This window comes from Acidilobus saccharovorans 345-15, from assembly GCF_000144915.1.
Taxonomy (GTDB): Archaea; Thermoproteota; Thermoprotei_A; order Sulfolobales; family Acidilobaceae; genus Acidilobus; species Acidilobus saccharovorans.
The window spans coordinates 644,797-671,252 of sequence record NC_014374.1 but is presented as its reverse complement, the minus strand read 5'-3'; the positions used below and the strand labels follow the sequence as shown (position 1 = coordinate 671,252).

The window sequence follows — 26,456 nt, the reverse complement described above, 5'->3', positions numbered from 1 at the left end:
TCACACCTCGAGCACGGAGCTCTCGCCGACTATTAACCTCGTGGCCTTCGGCTTCCCGTTTCCCCTGGCCACCCTGGACCCCTGGCCTATTATCGAGTCCCTCAGCGAGATGCCAGCCACGGTTGCCCCGTCAAGTATGACGGAGTTCTCAACCTCGGAGTCCTCTACGGTGCAGCCGTCCCCGACCATGGTGTAGGGCCCCAGGTAGGAGTCCCTGACGACCGAGCCTTTGCCTATGAAGGCGGGCCCCACTACCCTGCTGTTAACCACCTGGGCGCCATCCTCAACTATGACCCTGCCGTCGATCCTGGAGTTGGAGACGAGCCCCCTTATTGACCTCGTGGCGTGCCTGTCCAGCAGCACCATGTTTGCCTCCAGTATGTCCTCGGGCGTCCCCGTGTCCTTCCACCAGCCGTCAACGACGTCATAGGTCACCTCCCTGCCCCTGTCTATGAGGCCCTGTATCGCGTCCGTTATCTCAAGCTCGCCCCTCCAGCTGGGCTTTAACCCCTCTATGACATCGAAGACCTCCCTTGTGAAGCCGTAGACTCCCACCAGGGCAAGGTCACTTATGGGCTCCCTCGGCTTCTCGACCACCCTGACGACCCTGTTATCCTTGAGCACAGCGACGCCGAACCTCTGCGGGTTGGGCACCCTGGCCAGCAGTATTGAGGCGGACCCCCTGAAGCTGAGAAGCCTCTTAAGGTCGTAGGGCACCACGTTGTCCCCCAGGTAGACTATGAACCTGTCGCCGACCAGGTTCTTAACCCTGTAGACGGCGTCCGCCAGCCCCCTCGCCCTCCCTTGGTAGAGGTACCTTATCCTGAGGCCGAGCCAGGAGCCGTCGCCGTAATATTCAACAACCCTCTGGGGGTTGTTGTCCCCAAGCACAACTATAACGTCCTTTATGCCGGCGTCCCTCACCTGCTCGAGGACCCACTGGGAGACGGGCTTGCCGGCCACCTTTATGAGCTGCTTCGGGCCCGTGTGGGTCAGCGGCCTGAGCCTGGTCCCCTGGCCGCCGTGAAGCACCACGGCCTCCATCTCACACCACCGCGTGCCTCAGGTTCTCCCTCAGGCTGTAGAAGTCGAAGTTAAGCAGCGCCCTGGCCCTTGAAATGTCCAGGGAGGAGTCGTAGGGCCTCTTGGCGACCCAGCCCTCCACCTCCTTGACCTCCGTTACCGGGGAGGGGTCGAGGCCGAAGGCCTTGGCGACCTCAACGGCAAGCTGGTACCTCGAGACCCTCTCGCCCGCCACGTTTATGATCCCGGTCTTCCTGAGCTCTGCAAGCGCGAGTATCGCCTCGGCCAGCTTCCTGGCCGATATTGGGCTGTAGAAGCCCGCGTAGGCCTTCACTGCCCTGCCCTGCCTGAGCTGCCTGACCACGAACGAGGGGAAGCCCTTGTCCCTGAAGACCCCCGAGGTCCTGACCACTAGGGAGTCGTCGTAGGAGAGGGCGTACGCCTCGCCTAGGAGCTTCGTGAGCCCGTAGTAGTTTATCGGGTTCGGCTCCTCGTCCTCCCTGTACAGTCCCTTCGTCCCGTCAAAGACGTAGTCCGTGCTCACGTGGATCATATAGGAGCCGACCACCCTCACCGCCCTGGCCACGTGCTTTACCGCCTCAGCGTTAACCTTAAGCGCCCTCGCCCTGTCGCTCTCGCACGCGTCAACGTTTGTCATGGCCACGGCGTTTATTATGACGTCCGGGGAGACCTTTATTATGAGGTCCTCGAGCAGCTCGAAGTTGGTCACGTCAAGCTGTTGGCCGAAGCCGAAGGGGTCAGAGCCGTGGTAGGTGTAAGCTACGTCCTTCCCCTTCTCCCTCTCGCCCCTCAGCAGCCCCACCAGCTCAGAGCCCAGCTGGCCGGTTCCCAGCACCAGGTACCTCTCCCCCATGTTATCACCTCACGGTATGAAGCCCCCCTGCAGGGCCTCCCTCAGCGTTGGCCACCTGGCGTCCTTCTCAGAGAGCACCGGGCCGCTTATGGGCCAGCTGATAGCTATGTCTGAGTCGTCCCACCTTATGCCTCCCTCGGCCTGCGGGGCATAGTCGTTATCAACAAGGTAAACCACTATTGCATATTCGCTGAGGACCTGGAAGCCGTGGGCAAAGCCCCTCGGTATGTAGAGGGCGTAGCCGTTGTCCTCGGACAGCCTCACGGCCACGTGCTTTCCAAAGGTGGGCGACCAGGGCCTTATGTCGACGGCCACGTCGTATATCTCCCCCTTGACGGCCCTCACTATCTTGGCCTGGGCCCACTGCCCCCTCTGGTAGTGGAGCCCCCTGATCACGCCCCTCCTTGAGTATGACTGGTTCTCCTGGACAACGTTGAACTTGACCCCGGCCTGCTCAAAAGCCTTCGCAACAAAGGTCTCCATGAAGTAGCCCCTCTGGTCCCTGAAGACCTTTGGCTTAACGAGGACCACGTCTGGGATGTCGAGCCTCTCGAACTCAAAGGGCAACCCGTTTACCCTGCGATGTTGCGTACACCAAAAATAAAACCTTTCCCACGGGAGGCCTTCGCCCGCTAAATGCTAGCGGGAAGCCATTACTCAAGGAAGCCTGGCGGCCAAGTTGCGTGAGGTCATCTAGCGTCGTCCAAGTATCCGTTGGGCAGGGGGAGCCCGAGCCCCCTCCACAGCCGCGACATCACCCCGTGGAGCTCGGCTGGCAGGGCCTCCATCAGGGCCCCGTAGTCGTCGGCGTCCAATACGTGAAGGGCCCTGACGCTGGCCCACGTGAGGGCGAGGCCAAAGGCTATGTAGGCCGGCAGGAGGACCAGCCTCAGCCCAGTGGCGAGCCCAAGGGACAGGGTCCCGGCGAACACAATTATTGAGGCAAGCGCGAGCCTTGCATAATCGCCCAAGTCTACCCTCAGCAGGCCGTAGCGCTTAACCCTGGGCATCGCCACTGCCAGGAAGCCCACGAGCCTGGCGACCACGTAGGCTATCGCCGCCCCCGCAGCGAACCAGAGGTCTATGAGCGGCGGCGCGAGCAGGGCTATCGTAGCGGCGGTTACCACTGACTGCATTGCTAATGCCTTTGAGTCCCTTTTAGCTGCTAGGACCATGCTTATCGGTATGTCGTATGTCATGAGGCTGTGCCCCACTGTCAGTATGGTGAAGGCCTCCCAGTCGTGGACGAAGCTAGGCCCCAGGAAGAGGAGCACCAGGGGCCTTCCAACAGCAGCTATGAGGAGCAGGGGCGGTATTGAGAGCGTCGTGATGTACCTAACTGCTTTCTCCACGGCCTCAGGCCTCAGCTCCCCCCTCTCCTCTAGGCCTATCATGGCAGGCCCAAGGGCCCCCGCTATGGCTCCCGGGAGCATCTGTGGCACGCCTGACGCCAGCATTATTGTTGAGTATGACCCCAGCTCTGCTAGGCCCAGCTTGGCCAGCACGAAGATTCTGTCGAAGCTCTGCAGCACTGAGACGACAGCGCCGCTAAGGGCGAGGGGCGCAGCGAACTTTATCACGGGTCTTAACGGGTGGGCCGACGTGGGGCCTAGGAGCAAGTCCCTGGACCAGTAGGTGTTAAAGACAGCGTTGACCAGGTCGCCGGCCACCCAGCCAGCTATGAGCCCTAGCGGGCCGTAGCCTGCAATGAGCAGCGCTATGCCCGTCAGGTACCTTGCAAGCGCCCAGAGGACCTGCACCAGTGATATCTTGCCGAACCTCATGGTGGCCCCGAGGCCTATGCCGGCGTAGGAGTTGTAGCTGCTGAGGACCATGTCAACTGCAAGTACCCTGACGAGGCCTGCGTAGTGGGCGCTCCTGAACATAAGGGCCGCGGCCTGAGGAGCTAGCACAATGAAGGCTGTGGCCGCCGAGAGCCCGCCGAGGAGGCCTATCATCACGCCGAGCCTGTATAGGTGCCTCGCCCTCTCAACCCTGCCTGCCTGGTACTCGCCCGTCACGAACCTGTTGAAGCCCTGGGCCGGCCACGTCAGGGCGAAGCCCGTGAGCGTCCATAAAATCGTCGTGTCAAAGTAAGCGCCCAGGCCCTGAAGTCCGAGCACCCTGACAATGGTAATGTAGAAGGCGAACTGAAGAAGTGTGACAAAGGTGCTCGCCGACAGCAGCTTGGCGGCCCCCCTGAAGACCCTGGCCCTCAGCGACATTGACTCAGCACTTCCCAGCCTCTTGAATAGTCCTTAAAACTGTTTGATCCTTCTACACTAAAAATGTTTAGGAAATCCTCTATGTGGAGTTAAATGGGCAGCTTTTAAGTTAAGGTGTCCTACAACAGGCATTTTCTGGAAAAACTAGCGCATTAAAGAGCCTAGTCCTTAGGTAGGAGCTCAATTTAAGTCTTCCTCGCATCAGAGCTGTGAACAAAAAGACGCCTAGCCGAGCCCTCTTTGGGACTCCAATCAGGGCCGCAGCCAATAGCCAGCAAGTTCATCGCTTGGTGCAATAGAAGGTGGTAGCGTCAGACACGGTGACTCCAAGGCGTCTGCAGGTAAAGCCAAGGCCCTCTATTGACGATATCAGTCTCTCGTGAGGGATTCCAGTGACGTGAGGATGCGACTTCAAAATTATATATTTAAACGCTTCTACTGCGTGGGGCTCCCTGCTAACTAAATCAGCCTCACATCCCTCGCAGTCGACCTTTAGTAGGTAGGGGCTCCTCACCTCCGAGAGCAGGCTTTCAAGGCTAACCGCAGGGACCCAGCACCCCTCATTACCTGGCGATGTTGACGAGACCGTCGAGAAGCCTCCGGAGTCACGCACAGAGTGCATGCAGGGAACCTAATCTTTGAGGCGCTGTATCCAATAGCTGCATTTAATACCTTCACTTTATCACTGAGCCTATTAAGCATGACGTTTTCTTAGCGCACTCGGCCAGGTTCGGCAGGGGCTCCACGGCTACAACTGTGCTAGCGCCGTTTATTGCGAAAAATATGGACGAGTCGCCTACGTTGGCGCGATATCTATTACGTCAAAGCCCCTGAGGCCGCCCAGCGCGTCAGGCAGGTCGTACTGCATTAGGCCGAAGGTCTCATATACGGCTACGTTAATACATTAAGGGTCCTGCTGGACCCTAAGCCTCCCCTTGGCCACCTCCAATGACCTTGGACTCCCGTTAATATTTACTGAGGCGCCGCTCTCAAGGAGCAGGGTTACTGGGTCAAGGGATCTTACCAGCTCAGATACGTTCTTAGCATCGCTGTATATGGAGGTTGCGGACTCTCTGACGAGCTAAGGGAGTCCAAGCCCTTAGCCTTAGCCTTGCCTCTTCTTCACCGCGTATATGTAGCCAAGCTTTGGGTCAAACGGCTTGTGAGCGAGCCTGCCGCCGGAGTAATGACCTGAGTACATAACCTCGAAGCCCTCCTCCCCGAGCTTTTTAGCGAGGGGCTCATAACCGTCGTGGTACTCTATCAGGACCTCCCTGAGCTCACCTAACCTCTTGCTGTAAGGTATAGAGCCGTACTCGCACCCCTCGCAGTCCACCTTCAGGACCTCGAACGGCCCGTACTTCTCAATGAGCGAGTCAATAGTGCAGGTCGGCACCTCGTAGCTGCCGCTGCCGTCTGCCCTCTCGGCGCTGAAGACGGTATTTGTCTCCGACTCTGCGAGCCTCAGGGCCTTGCCCTCATCCCTTCCCACGGCGCAGTTAAGGAGCGTCACCCTGTCCGAGAGCCCGTTTACCTCAACGTTCTTCTTAGCCGCCTGGAACGCCCAGGGGGAGGGCTCAACGGCGACGACCCTCCTCGCGCCCCTCAGGGCAAAGTATATAGCCGAGTCGCCCACGAACGCGCCTACGTCAAGTACCGACCTGCCCTCCACGTTAAGCATGACGTAGTCGTTTAAGTCAGCCAAAAACTGTATGTTATGCCAGAAGTAGAGCACCGCCCTGCTTCCGCTGACGTCTATCGTTATTGAGTCAAGATCGTCAGAAACCCCGACGAGCCTGCAGCACTTTACACCATAAAGACCTAACAGATGTGTTAGCCCTTTTGGCGCGCGCCGTTCTGAGAGGCCATTTCTATCAGCCTCCTCTTAACCTCCGTGGCGATGTTCTCCACGGCCATTAGCCTCGCGACAAGGCCTAGTAAGGCCGCGTCCCCGCTGAGCTCGACGCCCAGCCTCGTCCTGGCCTTAGCCCTCCCCCTCAGGACCAGGTTGAGCAGCACCAGGGGCCAGTTGCTGTAGGCCCCTCTGTAGAGCCTGAGCACCTCCCTTGACCTGGTTACGTAGCTTAACGCCTGCATTGTCTCCTCTCACCACAGCTTTCACACTTTTTCACTTAAAAGCTCTCTAGGTGACGGCGGCAGCCGCAGGGCCTAACGTCTTAAAGACCCATTTCTCACCTTCAACTTTGAAGCCTGCCCCAGCAGGATGAGGCACCAGGCTCAGCCCCTCCACTTAGCACTTGGAGCTCTCGAGGAATTGCTCTATCCTCAGGGGACCACTGCCTCATCGTTCTGCCGAGGGGCCCCTGGCCCTGCGCGAGGCACATGAGGCCGGGCCTGCAGACTACCCAGGCACCTGCTTGCCGAAGTTCTTCACCCAGAACTCCGCTATCTCGTCCCTCCTGGCCATCCAGACGTCGTCGAAGGACTTTATGTACTTTATGAACTCCCTGAGGGCCCTTATCCTCCCTGGCCCCATATTATCCTGACGTGGAAGCTCACGCTCATCATCTTGGGCTGCCCCTGGCCTCTGTTCCTACTCTACTTCCACTACAGCAGGGAGAAAGGAGGCTGAGCTCCAGGGACTTCAGAGCGGGGGCCGGCTGCCCCTCCACCTGGCGCCACCATGGTGATATCGTACCTCGGCAGCACGGGCACTAAGGTGATGCTGCTCCCCTACGATAACATATTGTTCATAGCCATCTCGCTGGCTGGGGCTACGCCGGCATAAGGTATGAGTACTGAGCCAAAAAGAAAGGAAAGGTTAAGGTTAAGGCGACGGCCCGCCATCGTCTTTTTACTTGCCGTGGTGCCCTCCGCTGCCAGACGAGCCGCAGGGGCCGTAGCAGACGTAGAAGCTCGAGCCGTAGGCGTAGAGCCCCGACGGCTGAGCCAGCACCTTGCCCTGGTCGTTCACCATAATCATTTCGTAGTAGTTGAAGCTCGATATGTTGCCTGCCGAGCCGTTGGCCAGCCTCACATAGACTCCCCCGGGCGGCAGCACACCGGTGTACTTGACGTTGAAGTAGGCCGTGCCGAAGTCTGCGAGCGTCGTCAGGCTCCCTCCCACAGCTGGCCGCTCGACGACCCACTCAGCGCTGCTGTCCTCCGCCCCGCTCACGGCCGTCCACGGGGAGGTGAAGTTCCAGCCCTGGGTGACGTCAACTAGCACCGTCCTGTACTCGCCGGTGGAGGTGTTGTAGATGACCCAGCCGACGACCTTGTCGCCTGGCCTCACAACATAGCTTGAGGGCGCGTAAACCGGGGACGCAGGGTAGAACTCGTACCACGCGCTGTAGTATGCCCTGCCGCCCTGGCACTGCACAAGTATGCCGGTCTGCTCCACCGTGCTGTCGTTGAAGCCGTCTATGCCAACCCATACTGCCACGTCGCTGCTCCTGGGGCTGCACTGCACGTCGGGCACGTACCAGCTGGCGTTTACAGATATGAACGAGTGAGGTGCAAGTACGTCTGCGTAGCCGGCCCAGTTGAGGCTCTCGCTCGTCGAGCCCCTGAGCGGGAGCCTCGGGTAGAGCTTGGCCTGGGCCCTGGCCGCCCCGCCGCCGTGCGGCGCTGCCGCAGCCAGGAGTATGACGAGCGCCGCCAGCGCAAGGTACCTTGGGTTCACGGGGACCGACCGTGGGGAAGTCGTGCCAGGAGGTATAAAAGCCGTGCCCCGCGTCAGCTTAGTACTCGCCCGTCACGAACCTGTTGAAGCCCTGGGCCGGCCACGTCAGGGCGAAGCTCGTGAGCGTCCATATTATTGTGGTGTCAAAGTAGGCCCCTAGGATATATTCGTGAGAGCCCGCGTATCTTTGAGAGAGCTGGCTTCACGGACTACCAGCCGCCTCTGAATTAATCGAGGCGCCTGATAGCAGCTTGCCGTAATTGCAAATCAATTACGTGAAAACGAGTTAACGCTTTTTATTCAGCACCGCACGAGGCCATACGAGCTAAAATTTTGGGTGTTTAGCGGTGGCAGGGGCGCCGACTAATGTAGCCATAGTGCTCTGCGACACGCTCAGAAGGGACGTGCTCGACGTCTATGGGGGCACGGTATCTACGAGGCCGCTGCTTGAGGCCCTCGGCAACAGGGCCATCGTCTACACCGGCTACTCAAACTCCTTCTGGACGGTCCCCTCGCACTTCAGCCTCTTCACGGGGCTGCAGGTGGACAGGCACGGCGTCCATGAGGGGCCTAACAGGAATACACTCATGTCCGTCAGCGGGCTGGGAAGGTCGTTTTCTGGACACACTCTAGCGTCAGAGCTCAAGAGAAGGGGTTTTTACACCATAGGGTTCTCGGCAAACAGCCTGGTCAGCTACATCAGCGGGCTGAACAAGGGATTTGAGTGTTTAGCCGTTAATGACTCATGGTTGATATACGGGCCCCTCTTTACTCCCATTATCGCGCTTAATAACCTTAAAATTATTGAGGAGCTTGGAGCGAAGCACCGCGGGAGGCTGAAGTACCTGAGCGCCTTCCTGGACATCCTGAAGAACAAAGGGGTCAGCGGCGCGGCCTCCATCACTGCCCTTTACTTTAAGGTCAGGCTGCTCAGAGCATTATCAGACTACGTCGCTGACAAGGGCTACACGGACGCTATATCTACAGTCCTCTGGGACGTTAAGGGCGAACCGTTTTTACTTTTCGTCAACATCATGGAGGCCCACGAGCCCTATTACTATAACGATCCCTATTTCATCAATAACGCCAAATGGGACTACAAGATCATAAGTTGCGCAAGGTGCGTGAGGAGGGAGTTTAAGGGGTACCTTAAGGGCGCCTCCACGTGTGTAAGGGCTGCCGCCGAGATAGCTAACGTCCTCAGGTCCAAGGGGCTTCTTGGCAGAACCCTCTTCATCTTCACCTCTGACCACGGCCAGGAGTTCGCTGAGCACGGCGCAATAGGCCACAACAGCGGCCACCTTTATGAGGAGAACATAGGCATACCAATCATCGTAAAGCCTCCGGAGGGAATGAAGCTCTCCAGGAGCGACTGCTACGTCGGCCTGCACGAGCTCTACGGCCTAGCAATGGCCGCGGCCTCGGGTGACCGGGAGTGGGCCCCATCCTGCGGCCCAGGGCTGGCGGAGTCCTACGAGGCCGTGGCGCCTGACCCGAACGCGGGCAGGGGAATAAGGAGGGTCGCCGTCTTCCTCGGCAGGCACAAGGCCGTGTTCAGGCTCAACGACGACAAGGTAGAGGAGGTCGCAGAGGCCGGGAGGCCCCTTGACCTGGGCTCTGACAAGGCTAAGGGAGTTATTGACGAGCTGAGGGGCCACCTCCCCTCGAGCTGACTTGGCCTTACATCGCCTACGGCCTCCCTTGACCTCATAGTGGGCCTCACTGCCTACGTCAGGCCGACCCCATACCTCAGGTGTGGCCCTGTCCTGAGGCTGCTGGCTTACCTGGCCCTCGGCGCCCCAGCGGTGGTCGAGGCGGCGGCAGCCGCTGAGGTAGCCGGCCTGCCGACTATTGCCCTGCCCCTGGCCTCCCCTGTGGTCTCAGGGGCCCTCGAGGCCGCTGGGTGCCTCTTGGGGACGTTTATAGCCGTAATCATAAGGTCGGCGCGTGCACGGGGATCAATGCCGGCGGCCAGGAAAAGGAGGGCTTAGGGGAGTCTAACAAAAGGGAAAGGATAAGGAAAGAATGGGTTTATCGCTTCAGTGACCTTTGCCTGCGGCTCAGCGCCTCCTGAGCAGCAGGACGGCGGCGACAACGACAATTATGATTACTACCACGGCCACGCCCACGTAGAGGCCCGTTAAAGCTGGCCTGCGCGGCGGGGCCGTCGAGGTCGCCGAGCTAACGGATGTCGAAGTTGTCGACGTGGCTGTGGTTGCCGTGGCGGCAGCGCTGGACGTGGTCGTAGTGCTGCTGGTCGAGGTTGTTGTGGTCGCGCTCGCCGTGGCCGTCGCGGCGCTGGACGTTGTAGTAGTGGAGGTACTTGATGTAGTCGTGGTTGTCGGCGGGGGCGCGGTCGTGGTATTGGTTGTAGTGGTCGTTGTTGTGGTAGACGCAGTGAACGATATTGTCACAGCCGCGGGGCCCGCGACGCCCACCACGCCCGAGGGCGGGCTGGGCTCATAGCCCTGGACGGCCCCGACGCTGTAGTAGTACTCCCCGGCCGCCATGAGCAGTGTTATGCTGGTCGAGTTCGAGCTCACCGTGGTCCCGTTTACGTCAACCGACCACGCTGTGCCGGGCGGCAGGCCGCTCTCCGTGAAGGTGACCCTGTAGAGCCTCGCCGGGGCCGCCGCGGGGTACCTGAGGGGGTAGAGGTCCACCACGCTCCCGTTGACGTAGGGCGCGTCGCACAGGTACGGGTCGAAGGGCAGCGGCGGGGTCACCTGCGAGAAGCCTCCCCCGAAGGGGCTGAGCCAGGCGTTGCCGGCTATCACGAGGCCGCCCACTATGTTGGTGCCCGGCCTCGGGCTCACGTAGAAGGCGGCCTCGCTGTTCACCATGACGACGTTCCTGCTGTTGTTGAAGACGTTGTTGTAGACCAGGTCGCCCGTGGAGTTGACGAGGACCAGGCCCACCCCGTACCTGGCTATGAAGCTGTCCGGCTGCCCCGCCAGGGAGAACACGGTGTTTGCCAGCGTCGAGTTGGCCAGGGTGACGTCGTCCCCCACTATTACAACGTCGTTAACGTCGTCCGTGAAGTTGGAGCCCGCTATGGTGGCGTGGCTGCCGTTGAGATAGACCCCGTAGCCTGAAGGCGGTATGCCTCCCCAGTCGAAGAAGAACGTGGAGTTCTCAACGACAAGGTAGTCGCCAGTCATGTTGACGCCGCCGTAGCCGTCCTCAGATATGTTGTCGTCGTTAAGCGTGACGTGGCTTCCCACAACGTAGATCCCGTACTTGGCCCCAAGCAGCTCGGTGCCGCTCACGCTGAGGTTGTCTCCAACCATGTATATGTCCCACCAGCCGTAGAGCAGGCGCGAGCCCACCACGGTGACGTCGCTCGCGTCCGCCTCGAGGCAGGCGCCGAAGGGGTTGTAGAGCGTGGTGTTGACTATGGTCAGGTTGCCCCCGTAGTAGCGGAGCAGCGTGAACGGGGGGACGCGGTTAACGGCGCTTTGCCCGAAGGTGAAGTTGGAGTCCACCACAGTGACGTTGTAGCCGCTTATGTTAGCAGTGGAGCCATATAAGAGGACGCCCTCAAGGTGGAGGTCGTTGCCGTCTATGCTGAGGCCGGTGCCGTTGTTGAGAGGGGTCACGCTTATTGAGACTCCAGTCATGTTGACGTGGTCTCCCGATATGAAGAGGCCCAAAGAGGAGAGGAGCGTCGTGTTCACAATCGTGGGGCTGCTGCCGCTTATGAAGACCATTGGGTAGGTGAAGTTGTCCCCAGCGAGGTACGCGTCGTTCCCGGTGACGTTAACGGTGAGCGCGAACAGGGCCTTAGTGTCCCTTATCACGGGATGGGAACCGGTAACGTTTAGCCCCCACCTGCCCGGGCCGTAGATTACGTCGCCGACGAGCTCAGGGCTGTCGCCCTTCACTATTATCCCAGCCCCGCCGGATGTGTTGTCATATAGTATTTCAGCGTCGTTGCCCGTGACGTTTATGGCGTCTGTTGAGACGCTAACGCTGTCCCCGTAGAGCAGAGGCCCGTCGCCAACTATGACGGTGCCGTTGGTCCCGTAAGTCATGGAGGCGCGGGCCACCACTACGTTATTGCCGTGTGCCACCACGCCGTCCTTGAAGAACTTGAGGAGGGAGCCGTTTATCGTGAGCCCCTGCCCGCTGAAGATCACGTCGTCTGCCTCCCAGACCCCGGTCAGGTTCCTGGCGGATATGTTGTCCCCCAGGGCCACGAGGCCGGTGCCGTTCTGCCACAGGTTATCGTACATACCCACGTCGACTAGGCTGACGTTGCTGCCGTCGACGTAGAGCGCTATGTTGTTGTCAAGCAGGGTGGAGCCCTCCAGGGCTATATCCGTGCCCGTGACGTTTATGCCGACCGTGGGGGCGTAGTAATAGCTGTGGGTCGAGCCCGTGACGTTCACGTCGCTCAGCATTACATGGCTTCCTCTCACCCTGACCCCGGTGCCGTTGCCCACCGCTACGACGCTGACGTCGCTTATGTTTATGTAGTCGCCCTCGAAGTAAAGCGTGTTGTTGTCTACTATGTCCTTTGAGCCCGTGAGGCTTACATGATCGCCGCTGACAACTATGCCGTAGCCCCTGAGCCTGCTCGTGGAGCTGACGTTGCGCATGACTATGTAGCTCCCGCTGACGTTTATGCCGTAGCCCCCGGCAAACCACGGGCCGGCGAAGATGTAGTTGTCCCAGGTGTTGTTGAGCGTTATGTGGGAGCCCGCGGCCTCCACCGAGAAGTTGGAGTTTACCACCAGGTAGTCAAAGGTAATGTAGTCGCCAAATGCCCTGACGCCGTAGGTGTAGTTGAGCACCGTCAGGTCCACTACCGTGACGTTGTCCCCCCTTATGTAGATGCCCGTGCCGTCGCCGCACCCCCTCAGCTGGTGCCAGCTCCCGTTTAGGACTACGTTGTCCGCCAGCACCCCTATGGCTATCCCCGAGGGCTGGGCGCAGGATACATCGCCTGCAAGCTCGTAGTACCCGGGCCTCGTTATGTTGGTGGGCCCGGTTATTATGGTGACCCCTCCGCCACCCTGGGCCCTGGAGGGCGGGCCTGGGAGCGCGAGGGGGACGAGCAGGAAGAGGAGGAGGAAAAAGAAAAACGCTATAGCGATGGGGGCCGCCGCGGGCCCCCTGAGCTCCCTGAAGTAGGCCGCGGTCAACAATCACCAGCTCAGCCTGACAAACCTCCGGCGGAGGGCCTATCAGGCCGCCCACCTACTGTGGGGACGCGGTTAAATGCCTTGTATAAAACTTTGGCACGCCACGGTGCTGACGTAGGTTAAACGGGCGTGGGTGGCGGGGCCTCAAGGCCCGCGCTATCGCCCCTGGCGGGCGGACGTTGACAAAGCCGCGGCTGCCGCCGTCAACGGTTTCCGCTACGTGAATTTTATGTGCAGTGAAGGTAAGACCTCGAAGCCCCTCCTGCGTCCTGGTTGGCGGCCTCAACGTTTACGCCTCCTGGCAGGCCCTCTGAAGGTATTCAGCCAGCGCCACCGCGCTGTTGTGCTCCCTGTCCCTGGCCGAGTAAAGGAGTACAGCGCAGCCCCTCTCCCTTATCCTCGAGCAGAGCTCCTTGACCGCCTCCCGGCGGGAGTCGAGCTCCCTGAAGTACCTTGACTTGAACTCCTCCCACTTGGCTGGGTCGTGGGAGAACCACCTCCTCAGCTCGTCGGAGGGCGTGAGCTCCTTTGGCCAGACGTCCACCTTGAGCTCCTCCCTGCTGACGCCCCTTGGCCAGAGCCTCTCGGCGAGGACTGCGAGGCAGCCGCCGGCCTCGCGGCTCTCGTAAACTCTGGCCACCATTACCCTCAAGCTGATCCCAAAAGGAGGTATGGGTTATGGTTAAAATGGGCTAGCCTAAAGCGTTAGGTGGACCTCCTTGAGAGGACCCAGTCCAGGGCCATGGGCACCACTATTATCGCGAACGAGGCCGCTGCCGTCAGGTCGCCCGGCATCCTGAGCCATATGAACAGCTGCGCCAACCGAGTCTCCCAGAAGCCTGGGGCTGGGTCGAGGCCGACTGACGGCACTATGACTGTCTTCGCGTACCAGAAGCCGTACCTCAGCTCGTAGACGGTCTGCAGGACGCCGAGCGGCACGAGGGAGAGGAGGGCCTGGAGGTAGAAGCCGACCCCGTAGCCTATCGCCCCGAGCCTTATGTACTTCAGGTGGGACTCCCTCACGTGGCCTGCCAGGTACAGGGCCACGAACCACATCGTTATGCTCGGCAGCCCGTAGGCGAGCGGGAACGCCGCGTGGGCGTGGGCCATCGTGTACTGGAGGTCGTGGACGTAGTAGTTAACTATTGGGGCGTTTATGAGCCCCGCCCCGAGGAAGACGACGCCCATGCTTCCCCCTATCCCAGCGACCAGCACGAGGGTCAGCAGCGTCCTGTCAAAGGAGGTCAGCGTGCCCAGCGTGCCGGCCCTCCTGGCGACTAGTACGACGTATGCCATGGCGAAGCCAAGCGGTATTGCCTCGAGGATGCTCAGCGCTGCCCCGACGTACATCCAGACGGCCGGGAAGCCAGTCCAGTAGTAGTGGTGGGCGGCCCCTATCATACCAGTTATGACCTCGGTCACCGCGTCAATCATTACGACCGACCTGGCGAGGCCGGCGGGTATGAGGCCCCTGACGACGAGGAGGACCGCGAGGACCGTTATCACTATGGAGGGCCAGAAGCCCTCGACGGCGGCGTGTATGAATATCCACCTGAAGAACTCGTCCTCGGTGAAGTACGGCCAGGGCCTCACCACAGGAAGGGCCCCCACGACGACGCCCACCCCGAAGCCGGCCAGCACGTAGGAGAGCACGCTGGCGAATGGCCTCAGGGGCTCGGCGGCCAGCCTTGAGGCCCTGTGGAAGAGGTAGGAGAGGTAGAAGACGCCAACTGCTGTGAGAAGCAGCCAGAGCGAGCCGACCTCTATTACGTCCCTCCCCTCCGCACCAAACATGAACCACGGCTCAACGGGGCCCGAGCTGAAGGGCACATAGCCTAGGTAGTCGAGCCAGACCCCTGCAAGCGAGGCCACCGCTACGGCTGAGAGGAAGCCCATTATTGCTATGACCTTCCTCCTCGAAAGCTCGACCCCGAAGTAGGGGAGCACGAAGAGGGAGAACGCCACCCAGGTGAGAGCTATCCAGTATATCGCCAGCCATATGTGGAGGGCCCTGGCGACGTTGAAGGGGAGGAGGCCGATGAGGTCGAGGCCGTAGAGGGACTGGGTTGCATATAGGTGCATGAGGTACGTGCCCAGGAGGCCCTGAACGCCGGCGGCCACCATGAGGAGTACCATGAATGGTATGACGGCCCTCTGTGCCGGGCCCGGGGATGGAAGGTCGACCTTTAGCAGTGGGTCGTTCCAGTGGGAGACCAGGTCCCTGACTATGAAGGCCCCCACCGGGAAGCCCACTGCCAGTATGGCCGCTATCATTATCATGGTCGCGGCCCAGGCGTTCGTGGAGGGCGACGTCAGGCCGGGCATGTAGGGGAACCCCTGGGTGTAGTTGTTTAGTGATATGAGGGCGCTCCACGTGAAGTATGCCACGAGGTCCCTCACCACGGTCCTGTTAGTTATGAAGTCGGGCCTCAGCCTGAGCTCCGAGGAGTTCTGGCCGAGGTACTGGGAGTAGAGGTCCACGGCGTAGTTGAAGGCGCCCAACATGTAGTCGCTTACGGTGTAGTTCCTGCCCCAGCTCATCGTGCCCCCTGGGTCAAGGATGAGCCTCTTGACCTCGGCCGCCTCAGACGGCGGCAGGACAGGGACCCCGCCTTTATACGAGACCGTCAGGTTGAGCCTCTGGGCCAGGTAGAGCTCGTAGAGCTCAAGGGTGTAGGAGGTGAAGTCGACCCCGAAGTACGCCCCCATCCCCTCTATGGAGCCGTAGTCCATCAGGCCGTACTTCTGGAGGTAGTATTTGCCCATTATCACCTGCTGCCTCGTGAAGAGGACCGTGCCGTTCTGGGTCACGACCGCCGGAGGCACGGGCGGGAGCCTGGAGAACGTGTAGGCGAAGAGCGCTCCTGAGAACGCGAACACCACTATTATGGCCAAGAGGACGGGCAGGGCGTCACGCCTGAGGCTCAATCAGCTCACCAATTTCATTAAGGGCTTTAACTGGGATTAACATTATAACCTAAAATTTTAGGGAGGCGTTTGGTAAGCGCGCTCAGGGTCAGGGTAAGGCTAACGAGGCACGACTGCGAGGTAGCCAAGGCGCTCGGGGGCAGGGGAGGCTTCAGTATTGTGAGGATGTCTGCAAGCAGGGGGCTCTCAACCCACCTCGTCGAGGTCGAGGACGAGGAGGAGCTGAGGGGCCTGAGGAGGGTTAAGATAGGTCGGAGCCTATACCTCGTGACGACGTCCAGCTGCTCGGCGTGCAGGGCGCTCTCTGAGCTGGGGGTCATAGTCCTCGGGGGGAGGTCGGAGGGCGGCGACGCGGTAGTTTATGATATAATCGTCCACAGGAACAGGCTCGGCAGCGTCCTTGAGGCCCTGGAGCAGAGGGGGCTCAGTCCCAGGGTCCTCTCCAGGGAGCCCTACAGGGAGCCGGCCCTCTCCCAGGCGCAGCTGGCCGCCCTCCTGACTGCCTAAGGGAGCCGGCCCTCTCCCAGGCGCAGCTGGCCGCCCTCCTGACTGCCTACAGGATGGGGGCCTTCTGCCCGGAGAGGAGGGCCAGGCTAATTGACGTTGCTAAGGAGCTCGGCGTCTCACCCGCGACGCTCAGCGAGAACCTGAGGAAGGCGCTGTTCAAGGTCATAGGCTGGTACCTCTCGAGCAGGGGGCTCAGCGAGGGGCCGGACGACATAGCGTGCAGGTGGCTAGAGGAGCTCCACGGCGGCCAGGACAGCGAAGGAGGCGGCGGACGCCGCCGCGGAGATCACGCCGAGCCTCCTGAGGGGCCTCGGCCCAAGGTCCCTTAGCGAGGTCCTGCTCAGCGCGGCTGTGAGCGCGGCCGGCGGCGCCAGGGCTAAGGCGCAGGCGTGGCACCCGAGAGCCAAGTCAAGGGCCGCGCCGGCGGCCGCCGTCACAGCTGAGAGCGCTGTGGCCCTGGCCCTGTTCGCCTCCTTCACGACGCCCAGGGCGGCCAGCGAGACCGCCAGGGCCGAGGACGCCCAGGCGATGGCTATGCCCGCCGGGACCCCTCTGCCCAGGGACGCCAGGGGGAGGATCAACAGCGAGACCCCGAGGGAGCCCAGGACCGTTGACGCGTCCCTCCTCCTTGCCAGCTCCAGCGCCCACGAGGAGAGCATGGCAACGCCCGCGGGCACCGAGGCCGCGAGCACCCTGGGGCCGGCGAGCGCGTATGCAGCTGCTAAGGCTGCTGCTAAGGCCACGGAGGCCGGCGAGCGGGGCCTCCAGAGGGCGAAGTTCGCGGCGAACACCGTGGCGAGCCCAAGGGCTACGGCCGTGAGGAGGGCGGGCGACAGGTCAAGGGTCAGCGCTGAGAGTGCAACTGTGAGCAGGCCCAGGCTCATGAGGCCGTGAGCGACCCTCAAGGCTTTCACTGGCGGGCAGTGGGCGGGCCAGGGATTTGAGCTGAAGCCTAAAGCTTAAGGTGCCTGAGGGCCGCGGGGGCCGCCAGAGGTTGGCATCGGCTCCCTGAGGGGACAAAGAAAAGGAAGAAGAAGGAAGAGATGGAGGGAGAAACCAAAAAGTTAAAAACAAGGTAAAGGGGCTTGAGGCCTACGGTCACGAGAGGCAGGTGTAGTTAGAGGTGAACGTGAAAGTTGACGGGTTGACCCACGGCGGCACGTACCCTCCGAAGGGCTCGCCCGGCAGGCCGAGGTAGCCGAGGCCCATCTTTGCGCCCGTCAGCCACTCCTCGCACTCCTCGTGCATGGCGTTCTCAAACATTGACGTCCAGCCCTGCAGGTACGAGGGCCCCGTGCTCTGGAGCGCCAGGAGGCCGCTGTAGATGGTCTCGTCAGTGTCTGCGAACAGGGACAGCGGGTCTATGACGAAGTTCTGCGGCGCCGTCCTGCTCAGGTTGACCAGGTGCTGGTACATCCACCACTGCTGCGGCGTGTTGTACCAGTCCGTGCCGTTGAGGTAGTATGTGACCGCCTTCCACCTGGTCCAGGCCTGCTGGCCGCTGTAGGACAGCCAGTACTTCATGAATGTAAGCGCGGCTTCCTGGTAGGGCGAGACGGGTATTGCTACGGCGTCAGAGACCACTACGAAGTAGTCCTGCGTGCCCGGGAACGGCTCGGCGACCACGGTCACGTTGGGCCAGCTTATGTAGGGCTCGGTGGCAGGGTAGACGGTTATGTTGTCGAAGTCGTAGAGGTAGTTAGTGGCCGAGTCGACGTCAACCTCGAAGACGGCCTTGCCCAGGGCCACGTCAGCTATTCCCTGGGACCACGTCATGGACCTCCAGGCCGGGTAGTTGTAGGAGGTGAAGTTGAGGAACAGCCTGTTTGTCTCGTTGAAGACGCTCCAGAAGGTCGGGCTGCTGAAGTTAACAGTGCCGTAGAGGACCTCGTCCAGGAGCCTGGGGCCTCCCAGCGAGAGGAATATTGCAAACCAGAGCTGCTCCTGGTCATAACCTCCGTCCGCGCCTGGCACCATCCACGGGGTGACCCCGTGCTCGGCCAGCTGGACGGTGTCGTAGATGAGCGTGCTCATGTTTGTTGGCAGCGGCAGGTTGTACTGCCTGAGCACCTTCATGTTGATGTAGAGCACGAAGCCGCTGTGCACGCTCACTGGGGCGTTGAGTGTGGTGCCGTTGTAGGCCGCGGCCTCAATTATGGGCAGGGAGACCACGGATGGGTTCAGGAAGCCCATGGACTTCAACGCGGGGGTCAGGTTGAGAAAAGCCTTGACCCCCTGCGGGGCGGCCTCGGCATAGCTAAGCATGTTGGCCCCCAGCAGGCTCTGGAAGAGGTCCGGAGGCCTGCCAGCTATTATCATGCCCATTATGGCGTACCTGGCGTTGGTGCCGCCCGCCCCTGGGATTATCTCCTTCTGCACGGTGTACTGCGGGTAGGCGGCCTCAAAGGCCGGTATGAGGTGGTCCAGCGCCACCCTGCCCGTGGTCGCCCACCACGTGTAGAACGTTATGGTAGTGACCGTTGTAGTTGTAGTGGTCGTTATCGGCGTCGTCACGCTGGTTGTGGTAGTGGTGGGCGTTGTCGTGGTCACGTGGTGCCTCGTCGAGACGTACGCGAGGTAGCCGCCCACGGCGGCGACCACCACGATGACTATAACTATGGCCGCTATGGCCGCGGTGCTGAGTGAGGACCTCATACGGGCACCTACCTCCCTAATTCTACACTTTCTTACACGGGGACCTATTTAAACACTGTCGTGCGTAAACTTCAGTATACAGCTTTCGTTTAGTTGCAAAAGAACTCGTTGTAAGCAATTTATAAGCTATAAAGCAACTTTACTACTCCCACAGAGCGGCCTCCCCTGCCTGCCAGCTTAAGGGACCGCTGGTTACCTCAGCCTCAGGGCCGCCTCCCTGTAGACGTTGTCAAGGAACCTGTAGTCCTTGACTATGCTGAGCCTCTCCAGGGTCCTGAGCATGTTGTCCAGGACGCTGGACGATAGCGTGGAGCCCAGCTCCTGGCCCAGGCACGACATAACCTTGCCCCAGCTGTCGCTCCCCCTGGCTATGCAGGAGAGCAGGGCCCTGTACCTCCTGTAGGTCACCTCGGGCGTGAAGGCCCTGGACCTCAGCAGGTCGAGCAGCTCGCCCTCGGCAACCTTAACCGCCTCCTCCCTGACATCCTCAAGGCCCCTGCCCTCGGCCACCCTGAGGCCGGCGAAGGTGAGCCAGCCGGGGATTCCGTCAAAGTACTCGGCTATCCCCTCAATCACGTCATCGCTTACCTCAACGCCGAGCTCGTCGAAGCCCCTCCTGAGGAACTCGACCGACTGACCGCGGCTGAACCTCTCGAGCCTCACCTCCCTGAAGTACCTGCCGTAGAGGGGCGAGGACTCGTCCTTGAGGCCTATGAAGTCGTAGAGCAGGCCTGCCTCGCTGCCGGTAAGCACGAGGCTCACGTTCCTATCGTAATCGTAGGCGTGTGCTATGGCGTCCCTGGCCTCCGTAGAGAGGGGTCTCCTGAGCCTCTGGGCCTCGTCCAGGGCTATCACAGCCCTCCTCGAGTTCAGCCTGTCCAGCAGGTCGGCCAGGCTGACGGAGTCCCTCCCCCTCCACCTCAGCTCGACGCCGCTCCCCATAATGGACGCTCCCCTCAGGCCCCTCAGCAGGTCAACCACCCTGTCAAGCCTTGATGAGAGGGCCTCCGAGAACAGGGAGTAGAGCTCGGCCCTGCTGTAGTTGGGCCTGAGCGTCCTGCAGTCTATGATTAAGGTGACCGCGTTTACCTCGCTCAGGGCCACGTTGAGCACCGAGGTCTTGCCGATCCTCCTGATGCCGCTTATCACCGTGAGCGGTGGCCCAGGCCCTCAACGACCTGCGAGACCTCCGAGTCCCTGTCGAAGAGGTCCCTCCCTCCTGCCCTTGGGCCTCTAGTCAAACAGCAAGGGTTCTGCCCCAGAAGCTTACTTCTGCCCCAGAAGTAATAAGGAGGTGAAAAAAGAACCGTTTTACTGACTCTAAGGCCTCCTCCTCAGCAGCAGGAGCGCCACAGCGACGACCGCTACTGCGACGGCCGCGGCCCCCAGCCCCCCGACCTCGGCCGCGTTGATGGTTACAGCCTCCCTCTCAGCCATGGGCTCGCCCACGCTAACCGAGGCGCCGTTGGGGAGGTCCAGGGTGCCGACCCACCTCACGGCGTGGAGCGGCGGGGCGGGCGCCTCAAGCTTAACCGTGTAGCCCTGCGGCGCCCAGAAGCTCCTGGTGGTGCCGTTGGCGTACGTCACTGTGACCAGGAACCTGGGTGAGTACTCGACCACTATGGCCCCAGGCGAGGTGACGGCCACCTCCTCAGGAGACACCAGCTCGTAGGACACGCCGCTGCTCACGTTTATTGTTGTTGGGAACCTGAGCGTGTAGCCCAGCGGTAGCCAGCCTACGAACGCAGTCCCGTTGGGCAGGGCGTAGCTGACGAGCACCTGCAGCTGGTAGGCCGGGGTCTCGTTCACCGGGGAGTCAACGACGAGGGGGCCGCCGACCTGGAGCACGTACCTGGCGGAGCCGTTGACGTATATCACCTCGGGCGGCCTTATCACGGTGCCGTTTGCGTACCAGCCGCTGATGGTCCCGTTGGGAAGCGATATGTGCACGTAGTACTGCAGCACGGGCCTCAGGGGCAGCGTGAGCGGGGAGCTCAGGTTGATGACTATCATCTCCGGGCTGACGTAGAGCCTCTCAGCCTCGCCGATGTAGAAGTACCTGTATATGATTATCCTTGTCGAGGCGTTGTACCAGCCGCTGGTCAGCGTGGCGTTGATCCCGTTAACGTTAGCAGGGACAGGCTGGCTCAGGTTGACGTAGTACTGCAGCACGGCCCCCTCTACCACAGTGGTGTTGCCGTTGACCGCCAGCAGGAGCGAGGTGACGTGCGCAGGGGTGCCGTTGACCAGGACCTCGCTGGGGAGCACCCTGATGCCTGCCGACGGCATGTAGGCTACGAAGGTCAAGTTCGCCACGAAGGGCTGCTGCGAGTAGAAAGTGTAGTTGCCCGCCATGAACATCTGCCCGTTGTATATGAACGGCGTCTGCGAGCTCACGTTAAGCGCTATCACCTGCTGCATGCCCGCCACGGCCACTTCGGAGCTGAAGGAGTACACCGGGCTGCTGCCGGCGTAGAGGGTTGCGGTAACGATGTACTCGCCGGAGGGCACCTGAATCAGGGCCTGGGGCGACGTCACCGCCACAGTACTTGAGAAGCTCACGTTCACGCCCATGACGCTCACGACCCACAGGGCGCCGGCCGGCGTCAGGTTAACGGAGACCTCGTTCGGGGCCGGCGAGTAGCTGCTTGCCGAGGCCTGCCACAGGGCCTCCTGGTAGCTGCTGCCGGATAGCTGGTACACGAGGCCGTCATAGTAGTACTCCGCTATGCCCTGCACCGCGCTGACGTTCTCGGCCGTCACGCCGCCGGAGAAGTTGTACGGCTCCAGGGAGAAGGCCCCCGGCACGGCGTAGAACCTGCCGTCGTACCTGTAGTAAAGCATCATGCTGGCGTCCCAGGAGTAGGCGTAGAGCGTTGACCCTTCCCCGCAGCCGGCCGTGACGAACTGTATGACGTATGGGTAGCCGTTGCTGGCCACCCCGGGCACGCTGCCCGCGAGGAAGGTCGGGTTGTCGTTGAACGCGGTCTCGTTAGCTGTTATGGTGTCGTAGAGCACCCAGCCGCTGTCGTAGGTCGAGTTGACGAACCTGAAGTACATGTATATGACCGGCTCCATGGCGGCGTTGACGCTGACGTTCATCATGACGTAGACGTGGAACGGCTCGCTGCTCTCAAACTGAACTGGGTAGGTATAGGCGTAGTACTGCTCACCATGATAGCTGCTTATGTTCCCGTTGCCGCTGGCGCTGAGCACTGCAGGGTTAGTCGCGTTCCACAGGTTGTTAGTCGCGTTCCACAGGTTGTTAGTCGCGTTCCACAGGTTGTTAGTCGCGTTCCACAGGTTGTTAGTCGCGTTCCACAGGTTGTTAGTCGCGTTCCACAGGTTGTCCTCTATCTCCACGTAGTATGTGCCGTTGCCCGCCGCGTAGATATGTATCACGTCCTGGGCCCAGAGCACCACGTCAGGGGTCACGTTGAGGTTGGCGTTGAGCTGCACTGAGGACCAGTTAGCGTTCACCGGCGGACCAGAGTAGAAGGAGCCGCCGTAGAAGTTGAAGACACCCAGCAGGGAGCGGGTTGTGTAATAGTAGTTAACCTGGCTGCCGTTAACGAGCGCTGTGCCGTTGTCGTTTATCCCAACGGCATTCTCAGTGGCGGCCTCAGGAAAAGGCATCACGGGAAGCCTCGGCACCGATGGCCTGCTAACGTGGAGGCCTGCAGCGTGCTGCTGAGGCGCCAGGAGGATCAACGCCAACAGGACTATTATTAGGTGCGCGCGACTCAAGACTGTCGCCGCGGTGGTGATGACCCTGAAATTTAAAAATGTATCCAGCGCGGAACCTAAAAGCCCTTATAAACGAGAACGATCGTTCTTAACATTATAGTGTAGCGCGGGCACAGCGTGCTCAGGGTGAGCCTCCACAGGGAGCCGCCTCTGCCGCCCATGTAGCCGCTTATAATAGCCACAGGCCCGCTGCAGCCAAAGGGCTACTGCGTCAAGCAGGGCCTTCGCGATCTTCAGGAGCCCCTCAACGGCCTGGTGGGAGGCCCGAGCGTCGAGGGCTACCTTGGCAGTGCTATGGCCAGGGCCGGGGTCGGCCATTGAGGTGGTAGGCGCCTCAAGCGCTCTGCGGTCCTTGAAGTTTAATTTATGCACACTTGCGCCTTCACTCAGGTGGACTCATGACCTTAGAGCTCAGGGGGCTCGCCGTCAGGGGGCCCAGCGGCGAGGAGGCCTGCGAGGGGGCCGGCAACAGGTTCAGGTGCCCCTCGGCCGAGGTGGAAGTGACTGACGACGGGGGCTCACTGTTCGTCAGCTTCACATCCCTCGGGCAGGTGGACCGCTCGTGGCCCCTCAGCCTTAGCCTCTCGCTGAGGGTCTCGGGAGGCCTGGCCCTGACTAACGACCCCGCCCCTGACTCAGCCTATGCAGTTGGCTTCAGGTACTACAACCTGCTCGGGACTGGGGCCACGCCCTCCGTTGAGAGGCCCCCTGACGACGTCGAGTACCCTCCCAGGGAGTTCAGGGGAGGGAGGCCAACGTCATGGCTTTACCCCATATGGCTCAGGGACGAGGGCTCAATACCTCCCCTGACGGCCGGCCTGATAGCCTTCACGGGGGACGAGTGGCTGGCCGCGGTGGCCATATCGTCTGGCAGGCTCACCGGCTACCTGGGCCCAGGGCCCAGGCTCTCAGTTTACCTCGGCTCCCCGGCCGCCTCGGCCTCAGGCCACGTCCTTGCATATGCGCTCTCGGGCGACCCATACGACGCCATAGCCCAGGCGTGGGCCAGGGCCTCGGGGCGCGCCAAGGTCAGGCTGAGGTCCCAGAAGCCCAGGCCATCGTTCTCAAGGAGGCTCGGCTGGTGCTCATGGAACGCGTTCCTCGGCAACGTTACCGAGGCTGACGTGAAGGCCACCGTCAGCTCCCTGATAGCCAGGGGCGTGAGGCTCGGGTGGGCTCTGGTTGACGACGGCTGGGAGTCCCTTGAGGGGAAGTCGCTGAGGGAGTTCTCAGCCGACGGCTCAAAGTTCCCCGGAGGGCTGAGGGGCCTGTCCGAGGAGCTCAGGTCCATGGGGCTCAGGATGGGCCTGTGGACGACGATAAACGGCTACTGGGGGAGCCTGTCCGAGGGCCTGGCGGGCCGCTACCCCAAGGCAAAGGTCAGGGACGGCCACTTCGTGAGGCCCGACTCGGCCGACAGGTTCTACGAGGACTACCTGGGCTGGATGGCCTCGCAGGGGGTCAGCTTCGTCAAGGTTGACAACCAGGTCTGGCTCCACGACGGCTACGTCGACGTCCCCTCAGCCGAGGCTGCTGGGGGCGTCGAGGAGGCCCTTCAGTCCGTGGCTTCAAGGAAGGGGCTCGAGCTGCTGATGTGCATGGCCCTGGTGCCTGAGGCCTACTCTAACTTCTCAGCGGCGGCGACCGCCAGGGCCTCGGTGGACTACATACCTTTCTGGAGGGCCGGGGCCAAGCTGCACATAATGTTCAGCGCCTACGCCGGCACCTTCCTGTCGCCCATACTTTACCCTGACTACGACATGTTCATGTCCTACGACCAGGGCGCCCTGGCCTACGCCGTGGCCGCTGCGGTGAGCGGCGGGCCGGTGTACATAACAGACAGGTTCCCGGACAGGACTAACGTGGACCTGCTGAGGAGGCTGACGCTGCCCGACGGCACCTTGGCTGTAGCTGACGAGCCGGGCCTCGTGACCAGGGACGTGCTGCTCAGGGACCCATACAACGAGGACGTCCTGCTGAAGGTGGCCTCCGCCGCCTCGGGGGTCCCCGTGGTCGGGGCCATCAACGTGACCAGGAGGGGCTCAAGGGTCAGGGAGGCCCTCAGGCCGTCTTACCTGCCGAGGCCGCCGACCGCCGAGAGGCTGGCCTACTACAAGTCCGTCAGCGGCGAGGCTGGGGTCATCGGCGGCTCCGGGAGCGTTAACCTGGAGCTCGGGGAGCTCGAGGCGGAGCTGCTGACACTCTCCCCAGCGGTGGACGGCGTCGCAGTGATAGGCATAGCTGAGCTCCTGGTGCCGCCCGCCGGCGTTACTGTGGAGGGAAACAGGGTGAGGGCCAGGGCGCCCGGGACGCTGGTATACTATGACGGCGCCCTCAGGGAGGTCAAGGTAAGCGAGGGCGACGTAGTTGAGGTCTGAGGTCACGTGACAGGCTCAAGCTTTACCCTGCTGAACTCCGGCAGAAGGGAGGCTATGAGCTCCTCCTCGGGCCCAGCAAGCTCGCCAACAACGGCCATGTTGTCGTCGGCCGGGGCGTCCTGAGCATTATCCACGCCTTGACGTACTTCTCATCGTTGAGCTCCAGGGAGGCCGCGCTGCCTACATAGTGGTCCAGGTACCCAGGGTCGACCCTGCAGCCCTCCTCTATCCTTGATGGGTTGTCCCAGGCTAGGCCCAGGGACACTAGCATTGAGAGCAGCCCACCGGCGTTGATGCACTCGTCGTCGGGGTGAGGGGGCGACAAAGAGGACCTTTGCAGCCTTCACTGCCGACCCCCCGGGCTCCTCGCCTGCCGGCAATAAAAATCGCCGAAGTCGCAGGGCCCTGACGAGGTCCGCAGGCACGAGGCACAATATGGAGCCCAGCACGGCCCCCCTGTTCACCGGCCAGCCCCTCAGGCGGAGCCAGACGGCCTTCAGGGGCCTCACCTTCACCTCCACGCCCTCAATCCCCCTTCCAAGGCAGAGTATGCTTCCAAAGTACGTGGCCCTGAAGTCAAGGAGCTCCCTGGAGACCTTAGACGTGGTTGCCTCCCTTAACGCCATGTAGTCCCTGTAGTACTCCATGTACTTCCTTGCCAGCGCCTCGGCCGTGAGCCCCCTGGTGGCCGATGTGTTCTCTGAGTGAACCCTGTAAAGCGTCAGCCTCTCAGGCACAACCCTTATGCTGCCCGCCTCAAGGGCGGCCGCAGCCAGTGCGGTGTCTACTGACTTCCTCACCAGGTCAAGCCTTGCCCTCTCGGCCACGCGCCTCTGGACGGCCATGGAGCTGGCGTTGAAGTCAAGATTATACAGGACAACCTCTCTGGCGTCGCTGACCTCAAGCTCCCTGGGAGGCTCCCTGGGCCTGAGCCTCACGCCTATTTCCCTGCCATTTGCGTCTATGGGCTGCTGCAGGTTGTAGAACATGGCGTGAGACCCAAGCCCCCTGTAGACCTTCTCGAGCCTGACCTCCCTGTACATGTCGTCGTCCTCCAGGAAGGTTATTATGTCCCCCTTCGCCTCCTCGAGGCCCGCCAGGAGGAACCTGCCCTGCCACTGCTCGTCGCTGTAGACCTCCTTCCAGCCGTTCCTGCGAATTATCTCGTCGCTCTCTTTGTCCTCAAAGTTCTTGACGACTATTACCTCGAACCTGTCCCTTGGGAGCGTCTGCGCCTCAAGGCTTCGCAGGGCGTAGGGAAGGTACTGTCTCCTGTTGTAGGCGGTGACTATGACTGAGATCGGGCCGGCTGAGCTCAAGGCTCCT

General features: G+C 61.3%; 23 protein-coding genes. 5 read left to right on the top strand and 18 right to left on the bottom strand.

Annotated features, from left to right (window positions below; genetic code table 11):
- The 9 genes from ASAC_RS03340 to ASAC_RS03310 all read right to left on the bottom strand — a co-directional run bounded on the left by ASAC_RS03340 (position 1) and on the right by ASAC_RS03310 (position 7,768).
- Complete coding sequence (locus ASAC_RS03340) at positions 1-1,044, bottom strand: glucose-1-phosphate thymidylyltransferase (RefSeq protein ID WP_013266578.1); 1,044 nt, start codon at positions 1,042-1,044, stop codon at positions 1-3.
- A 1-nt stretch (position 1,045) separates the two neighbouring features.
- On the bottom strand, positions 1,046-1,897 hold the full coding sequence (locus tag ASAC_RS03335) for an SDR family oxidoreductase (protein WP_013266577.1): 852 nt from the start codon (positions 1,895-1,897) through the stop codon (positions 1,046-1,048).
- Positions 1,898-1,906: 9 nt separating this feature from the next.
- Entirely contained in the window at positions 1,907-2,464 is a 558-nt protein-coding gene (gene rfbC, locus ASAC_RS03330; protein ID WP_013266576.1) for a dTDP-4-dehydrorhamnose 3,5-epimerase, read from the bottom strand.
- Between the two features lie 122 nt (positions 2,465-2,586).
- Positions 2,587-4,122 (bottom strand): lipopolysaccharide biosynthesis protein, encoded by a 1,536-nt coding sequence (locus ASAC_RS03325; protein WP_013266575.1) that lies wholly within the window; start codon positions 4,120-4,122, stop codon positions 2,587-2,589.
- Between the two features lie 280 nt (positions 4,123-4,402).
- The gene (locus ASAC_RS07775) at positions 4,403-4,744 is read right to left on the bottom strand and encodes a class I SAM-dependent methyltransferase (RefSeq protein ID WP_148217123.1); all 342 of its coding nucleotides are present in this window, start codon (positions 4,742-4,744) and stop codon (positions 4,403-4,405) included.
- Between the two features lie 483 nt (positions 4,745-5,227).
- Positions 5,228-5,857 (bottom strand): FkbM family methyltransferase, encoded by a 630-nt coding sequence (locus tag ASAC_RS03320; protein ID WP_013266573.1) that lies wholly within the window; start codon positions 5,855-5,857, stop codon positions 5,228-5,230.
- Between the two features lie 98 nt (positions 5,858-5,955).
- The gene (locus ASAC_RS03315) at positions 5,956-6,219 is read right to left on the bottom strand and encodes a hypothetical protein (RefSeq protein WP_013266572.1); all 264 of its coding nucleotides are present in this window, start codon (positions 6,217-6,219) and stop codon (positions 5,956-5,958) included.
- 265 nt (positions 6,220-6,484) lie between these two features.
- Entirely contained in the window at positions 6,485-6,619 is a 135-nt protein-coding gene (locus ASAC_RS07965) for a hypothetical protein (protein WP_013266571.1), read from the bottom strand.
- A 318-nt stretch (positions 6,620-6,937) separates the two neighbouring features.
- A complete protein-coding gene (locus ASAC_RS03310; protein WP_013266570.1) occupies positions 6,938-7,768 on the bottom strand; it encodes a G1 family glutamic endopeptidase in 831 nt (276 codons plus the stop codon).
- 347 nt (positions 7,769-8,115) lie between these two features.
- Here ASAC_RS03310 and ASAC_RS03305 point away from each other — a divergent pair, with 347 nt between their 5' ends.
- Together ASAC_RS03305 and ASAC_RS03300 are read left to right on the top strand one after the other, a co-directional pair.
- Positions 8,116-9,441 carry a sulfatase-like hydrolase/transferase gene (locus ASAC_RS03305; protein WP_013266569.1) on the top strand — a complete coding sequence of 442 codons (1,326 nt, stop codon included), beginning with the start codon at positions 8,116-8,118 and terminating at the stop codon, positions 9,439-9,441.
- A gap of 39 nt (positions 9,442-9,480) precedes the next feature.
- Positions 9,481-9,759, top strand: a complete 279-nt coding sequence (locus ASAC_RS03300; RefSeq protein WP_048812775.1) for a hypothetical protein — start codon at positions 9,481-9,483, stop codon at positions 9,757-9,759.
- Positions 9,760-9,828: 69 nt separating this feature from the next.
- Here the strand turns inward: ASAC_RS03300 and ASAC_RS03295 are convergent, their stop codons facing one another.
- From ASAC_RS03295 to ASAC_RS03285, 3 genes are all read right to left on the bottom strand, one after another.
- Complete coding sequence (locus ASAC_RS03295; RefSeq protein ID WP_013266567.1) at positions 9,829-12,915, bottom strand: hypothetical protein; 3,087 nt, start codon at positions 12,913-12,915, stop codon at positions 9,829-9,831.
- Between the two features lie 289 nt (positions 12,916-13,204).
- Positions 13,205-13,558 carry a DUF488 domain-containing protein gene (locus tag ASAC_RS03290; RefSeq protein ID WP_013266566.1) on the bottom strand — a complete coding sequence of 118 codons (354 nt, stop codon included), beginning with the start codon at positions 13,556-13,558 and terminating at the stop codon, positions 13,205-13,207.
- Positions 13,559-13,620: 62 nt separating this feature from the next.
- Positions 13,621-15,843 (bottom strand): cbb3-type cytochrome c oxidase subunit I, encoded by a 2,223-nt coding sequence (locus tag ASAC_RS03285; protein ID WP_013266565.1) that lies wholly within the window; start codon positions 15,841-15,843, stop codon positions 13,621-13,623.
- Between the two features lie 69 nt (positions 15,844-15,912).
- Between ASAC_RS03285 and ASAC_RS03280 the strand changes: the two genes are divergently transcribed.
- Together ASAC_RS03280 and ASAC_RS07990 are read left to right on the top strand one after the other, a co-directional pair.
- The gene (locus ASAC_RS03280) at positions 15,913-16,350 is read left to right on the top strand and encodes a hypothetical protein (protein WP_013266564.1); all 438 of its coding nucleotides are present in this window, start codon (positions 15,913-15,915) and stop codon (positions 16,348-16,350) included.
- A 53-nt stretch (positions 16,351-16,403) separates the two neighbouring features.
- The gene (locus ASAC_RS07990; RefSeq protein WP_083774025.1) at positions 16,404-16,679 is read left to right on the top strand and encodes a helix-turn-helix domain-containing protein; all 276 of its coding nucleotides are present in this window, start codon (positions 16,404-16,406) and stop codon (positions 16,677-16,679) included.
- Here ASAC_RS07990 and ASAC_RS07770 read toward each other — a convergent pair.
- The 4 genes from ASAC_RS07770 to ASAC_RS03260 form a co-directional block, all read right to left on the bottom strand.
- On the bottom strand, positions 16,578-17,255 hold the full coding sequence (locus tag ASAC_RS07770; protein ID WP_048812774.1) for a hypothetical protein: 678 nt from the start codon (positions 17,253-17,255) through the stop codon (positions 16,578-16,580). The two genes, ASAC_RS07990 and ASAC_RS07770, sit on opposite strands and share 102 nt — an antisense overlap.
- Positions 17,256-17,448: 193 nt before the next feature.
- Positions 17,449-19,005, bottom strand: coding sequence for a glucose ABC transporter substrate-binding protein GlcS (glcS, locus tag ASAC_RS03270; protein ID WP_013266561.1), 1,557 nt, complete (start codon positions 19,003-19,005; stop codon positions 17,449-17,451).
- A gap of 192 nt (positions 19,006-19,197) precedes the next feature.
- Complete coding sequence (locus tag ASAC_RS03265) at positions 19,198-20,154, bottom strand: AAA family ATPase (protein ID WP_013266560.1); 957 nt, start codon at positions 20,152-20,154, stop codon at positions 19,198-19,200.
- Positions 20,155-20,325: 171 nt separating this feature from the next.
- Complete coding sequence (locus ASAC_RS03260; protein ID WP_013266559.1) at positions 20,326-22,752, bottom strand: thermopsin family protease; 2,427 nt, start codon at positions 22,750-22,752, stop codon at positions 20,326-20,328.
- Between the two features lie 398 nt (positions 22,753-23,150).
- Between ASAC_RS03260 and ASAC_RS03250 the strand changes: the two genes are divergently transcribed.
- Positions 23,151-25,130: a Sip1-related alpha-galactosidase gene (locus tag ASAC_RS03250; RefSeq protein ID WP_013266557.1), complete on the top strand. Its 1,980-nt coding sequence runs from the start codon at positions 23,151-23,153 to the stop codon at positions 25,128-25,130.
- Between the two features lie 2 nt (positions 25,131-25,132).
- Here ASAC_RS03250 and ASAC_RS07960 read toward each other — a convergent pair whose 3' ends face one another.
- Both ASAC_RS07960 and ASAC_RS03245 read right to left on the bottom strand, forming a co-directional pair.
- Positions 25,133-25,264 (bottom strand): hypothetical protein, encoded by a 132-nt coding sequence (locus ASAC_RS07960; protein ID WP_013266556.1) that lies wholly within the window; start codon positions 25,262-25,264, stop codon positions 25,133-25,135.
- 15 nt (positions 25,265-25,279) lie between these two features.
- On the bottom strand, positions 25,280-26,449 hold the full coding sequence (locus tag ASAC_RS03245) for a glycosyltransferase family 2 protein (protein ID WP_013266555.1): 1,170 nt from the start codon (positions 26,447-26,449) through the stop codon (positions 25,280-25,282).
- Positions 26,450-26,456 lie beyond the last annotated feature (7 nt).

Excerpts from the sequence above, each read along its gene's own strand:
- ASAC_RS07965 (WP_013266571.1), bottom strand. The coding sequence starts at position 6,619 with ATGGGGCCAGGGAGGATAAGGGCCCTCAGGGAGTTCATAAAGTACATA.
- ASAC_RS07990 (WP_083774025.1), top strand. The coding sequence starts at position 16,404 with ATGGGGGCCTTCTGCCCGGAGAGGAGGGCCAGGCTAATTGACGTTGCT.
- ASAC_RS03325 (WP_013266575.1), bottom strand. The coding sequence starts at position 4,122 with ATGTCGCTGAGGGCCAGGGTCTTCAGGGGGGCCGCCAAGCTGCTGTCG.
- ASAC_RS03250 (WP_013266557.1), top strand. The coding sequence starts at position 23,151 with ATGACCTTAGAGCTCAGGGGGCTCGCCGTCAGGGGGCCCAGCGGCGAG.
- ASAC_RS03335 (WP_013266577.1), bottom strand. The coding sequence starts at position 1,897 with ATGGGGGAGAGGTACCTGGTGCTGGGAACCGGCCAGCTGGGCTCTGAG.
- glcS (WP_013266561.1), bottom strand. The coding sequence starts at position 19,005 with ATGAGGTCCTCACTCAGCACCGCGGCCATAGCGGCCATAGTTATAGTC.
- ASAC_RS07775 (WP_148217123.1), bottom strand. The coding sequence starts at position 4,744 with ATGCACTCTGTGCGTGACTCCGGAGGCTTCTCGACGGTCTCGTCAACA.
- ASAC_RS03315 (WP_013266572.1), bottom strand. The coding sequence starts at position 6,219 with ATGCAGGCGTTAAGCTACGTAACCAGGTCAAGGGAGGTGCTCAGGCTC.
- ASAC_RS03340 (WP_013266578.1), bottom strand. The coding sequence starts at position 1,044 with ATGGAGGCCGTGGTGCTTCACGGCGGCCAGGGGACCAGGCTCAGGCCG.
- ASAC_RS03290 (WP_013266566.1), bottom strand. The coding sequence starts at position 13,558 with ATGGTGGCCAGAGTTTACGAGAGCCGCGAGGCCGGCGGCTGCCTCGCA.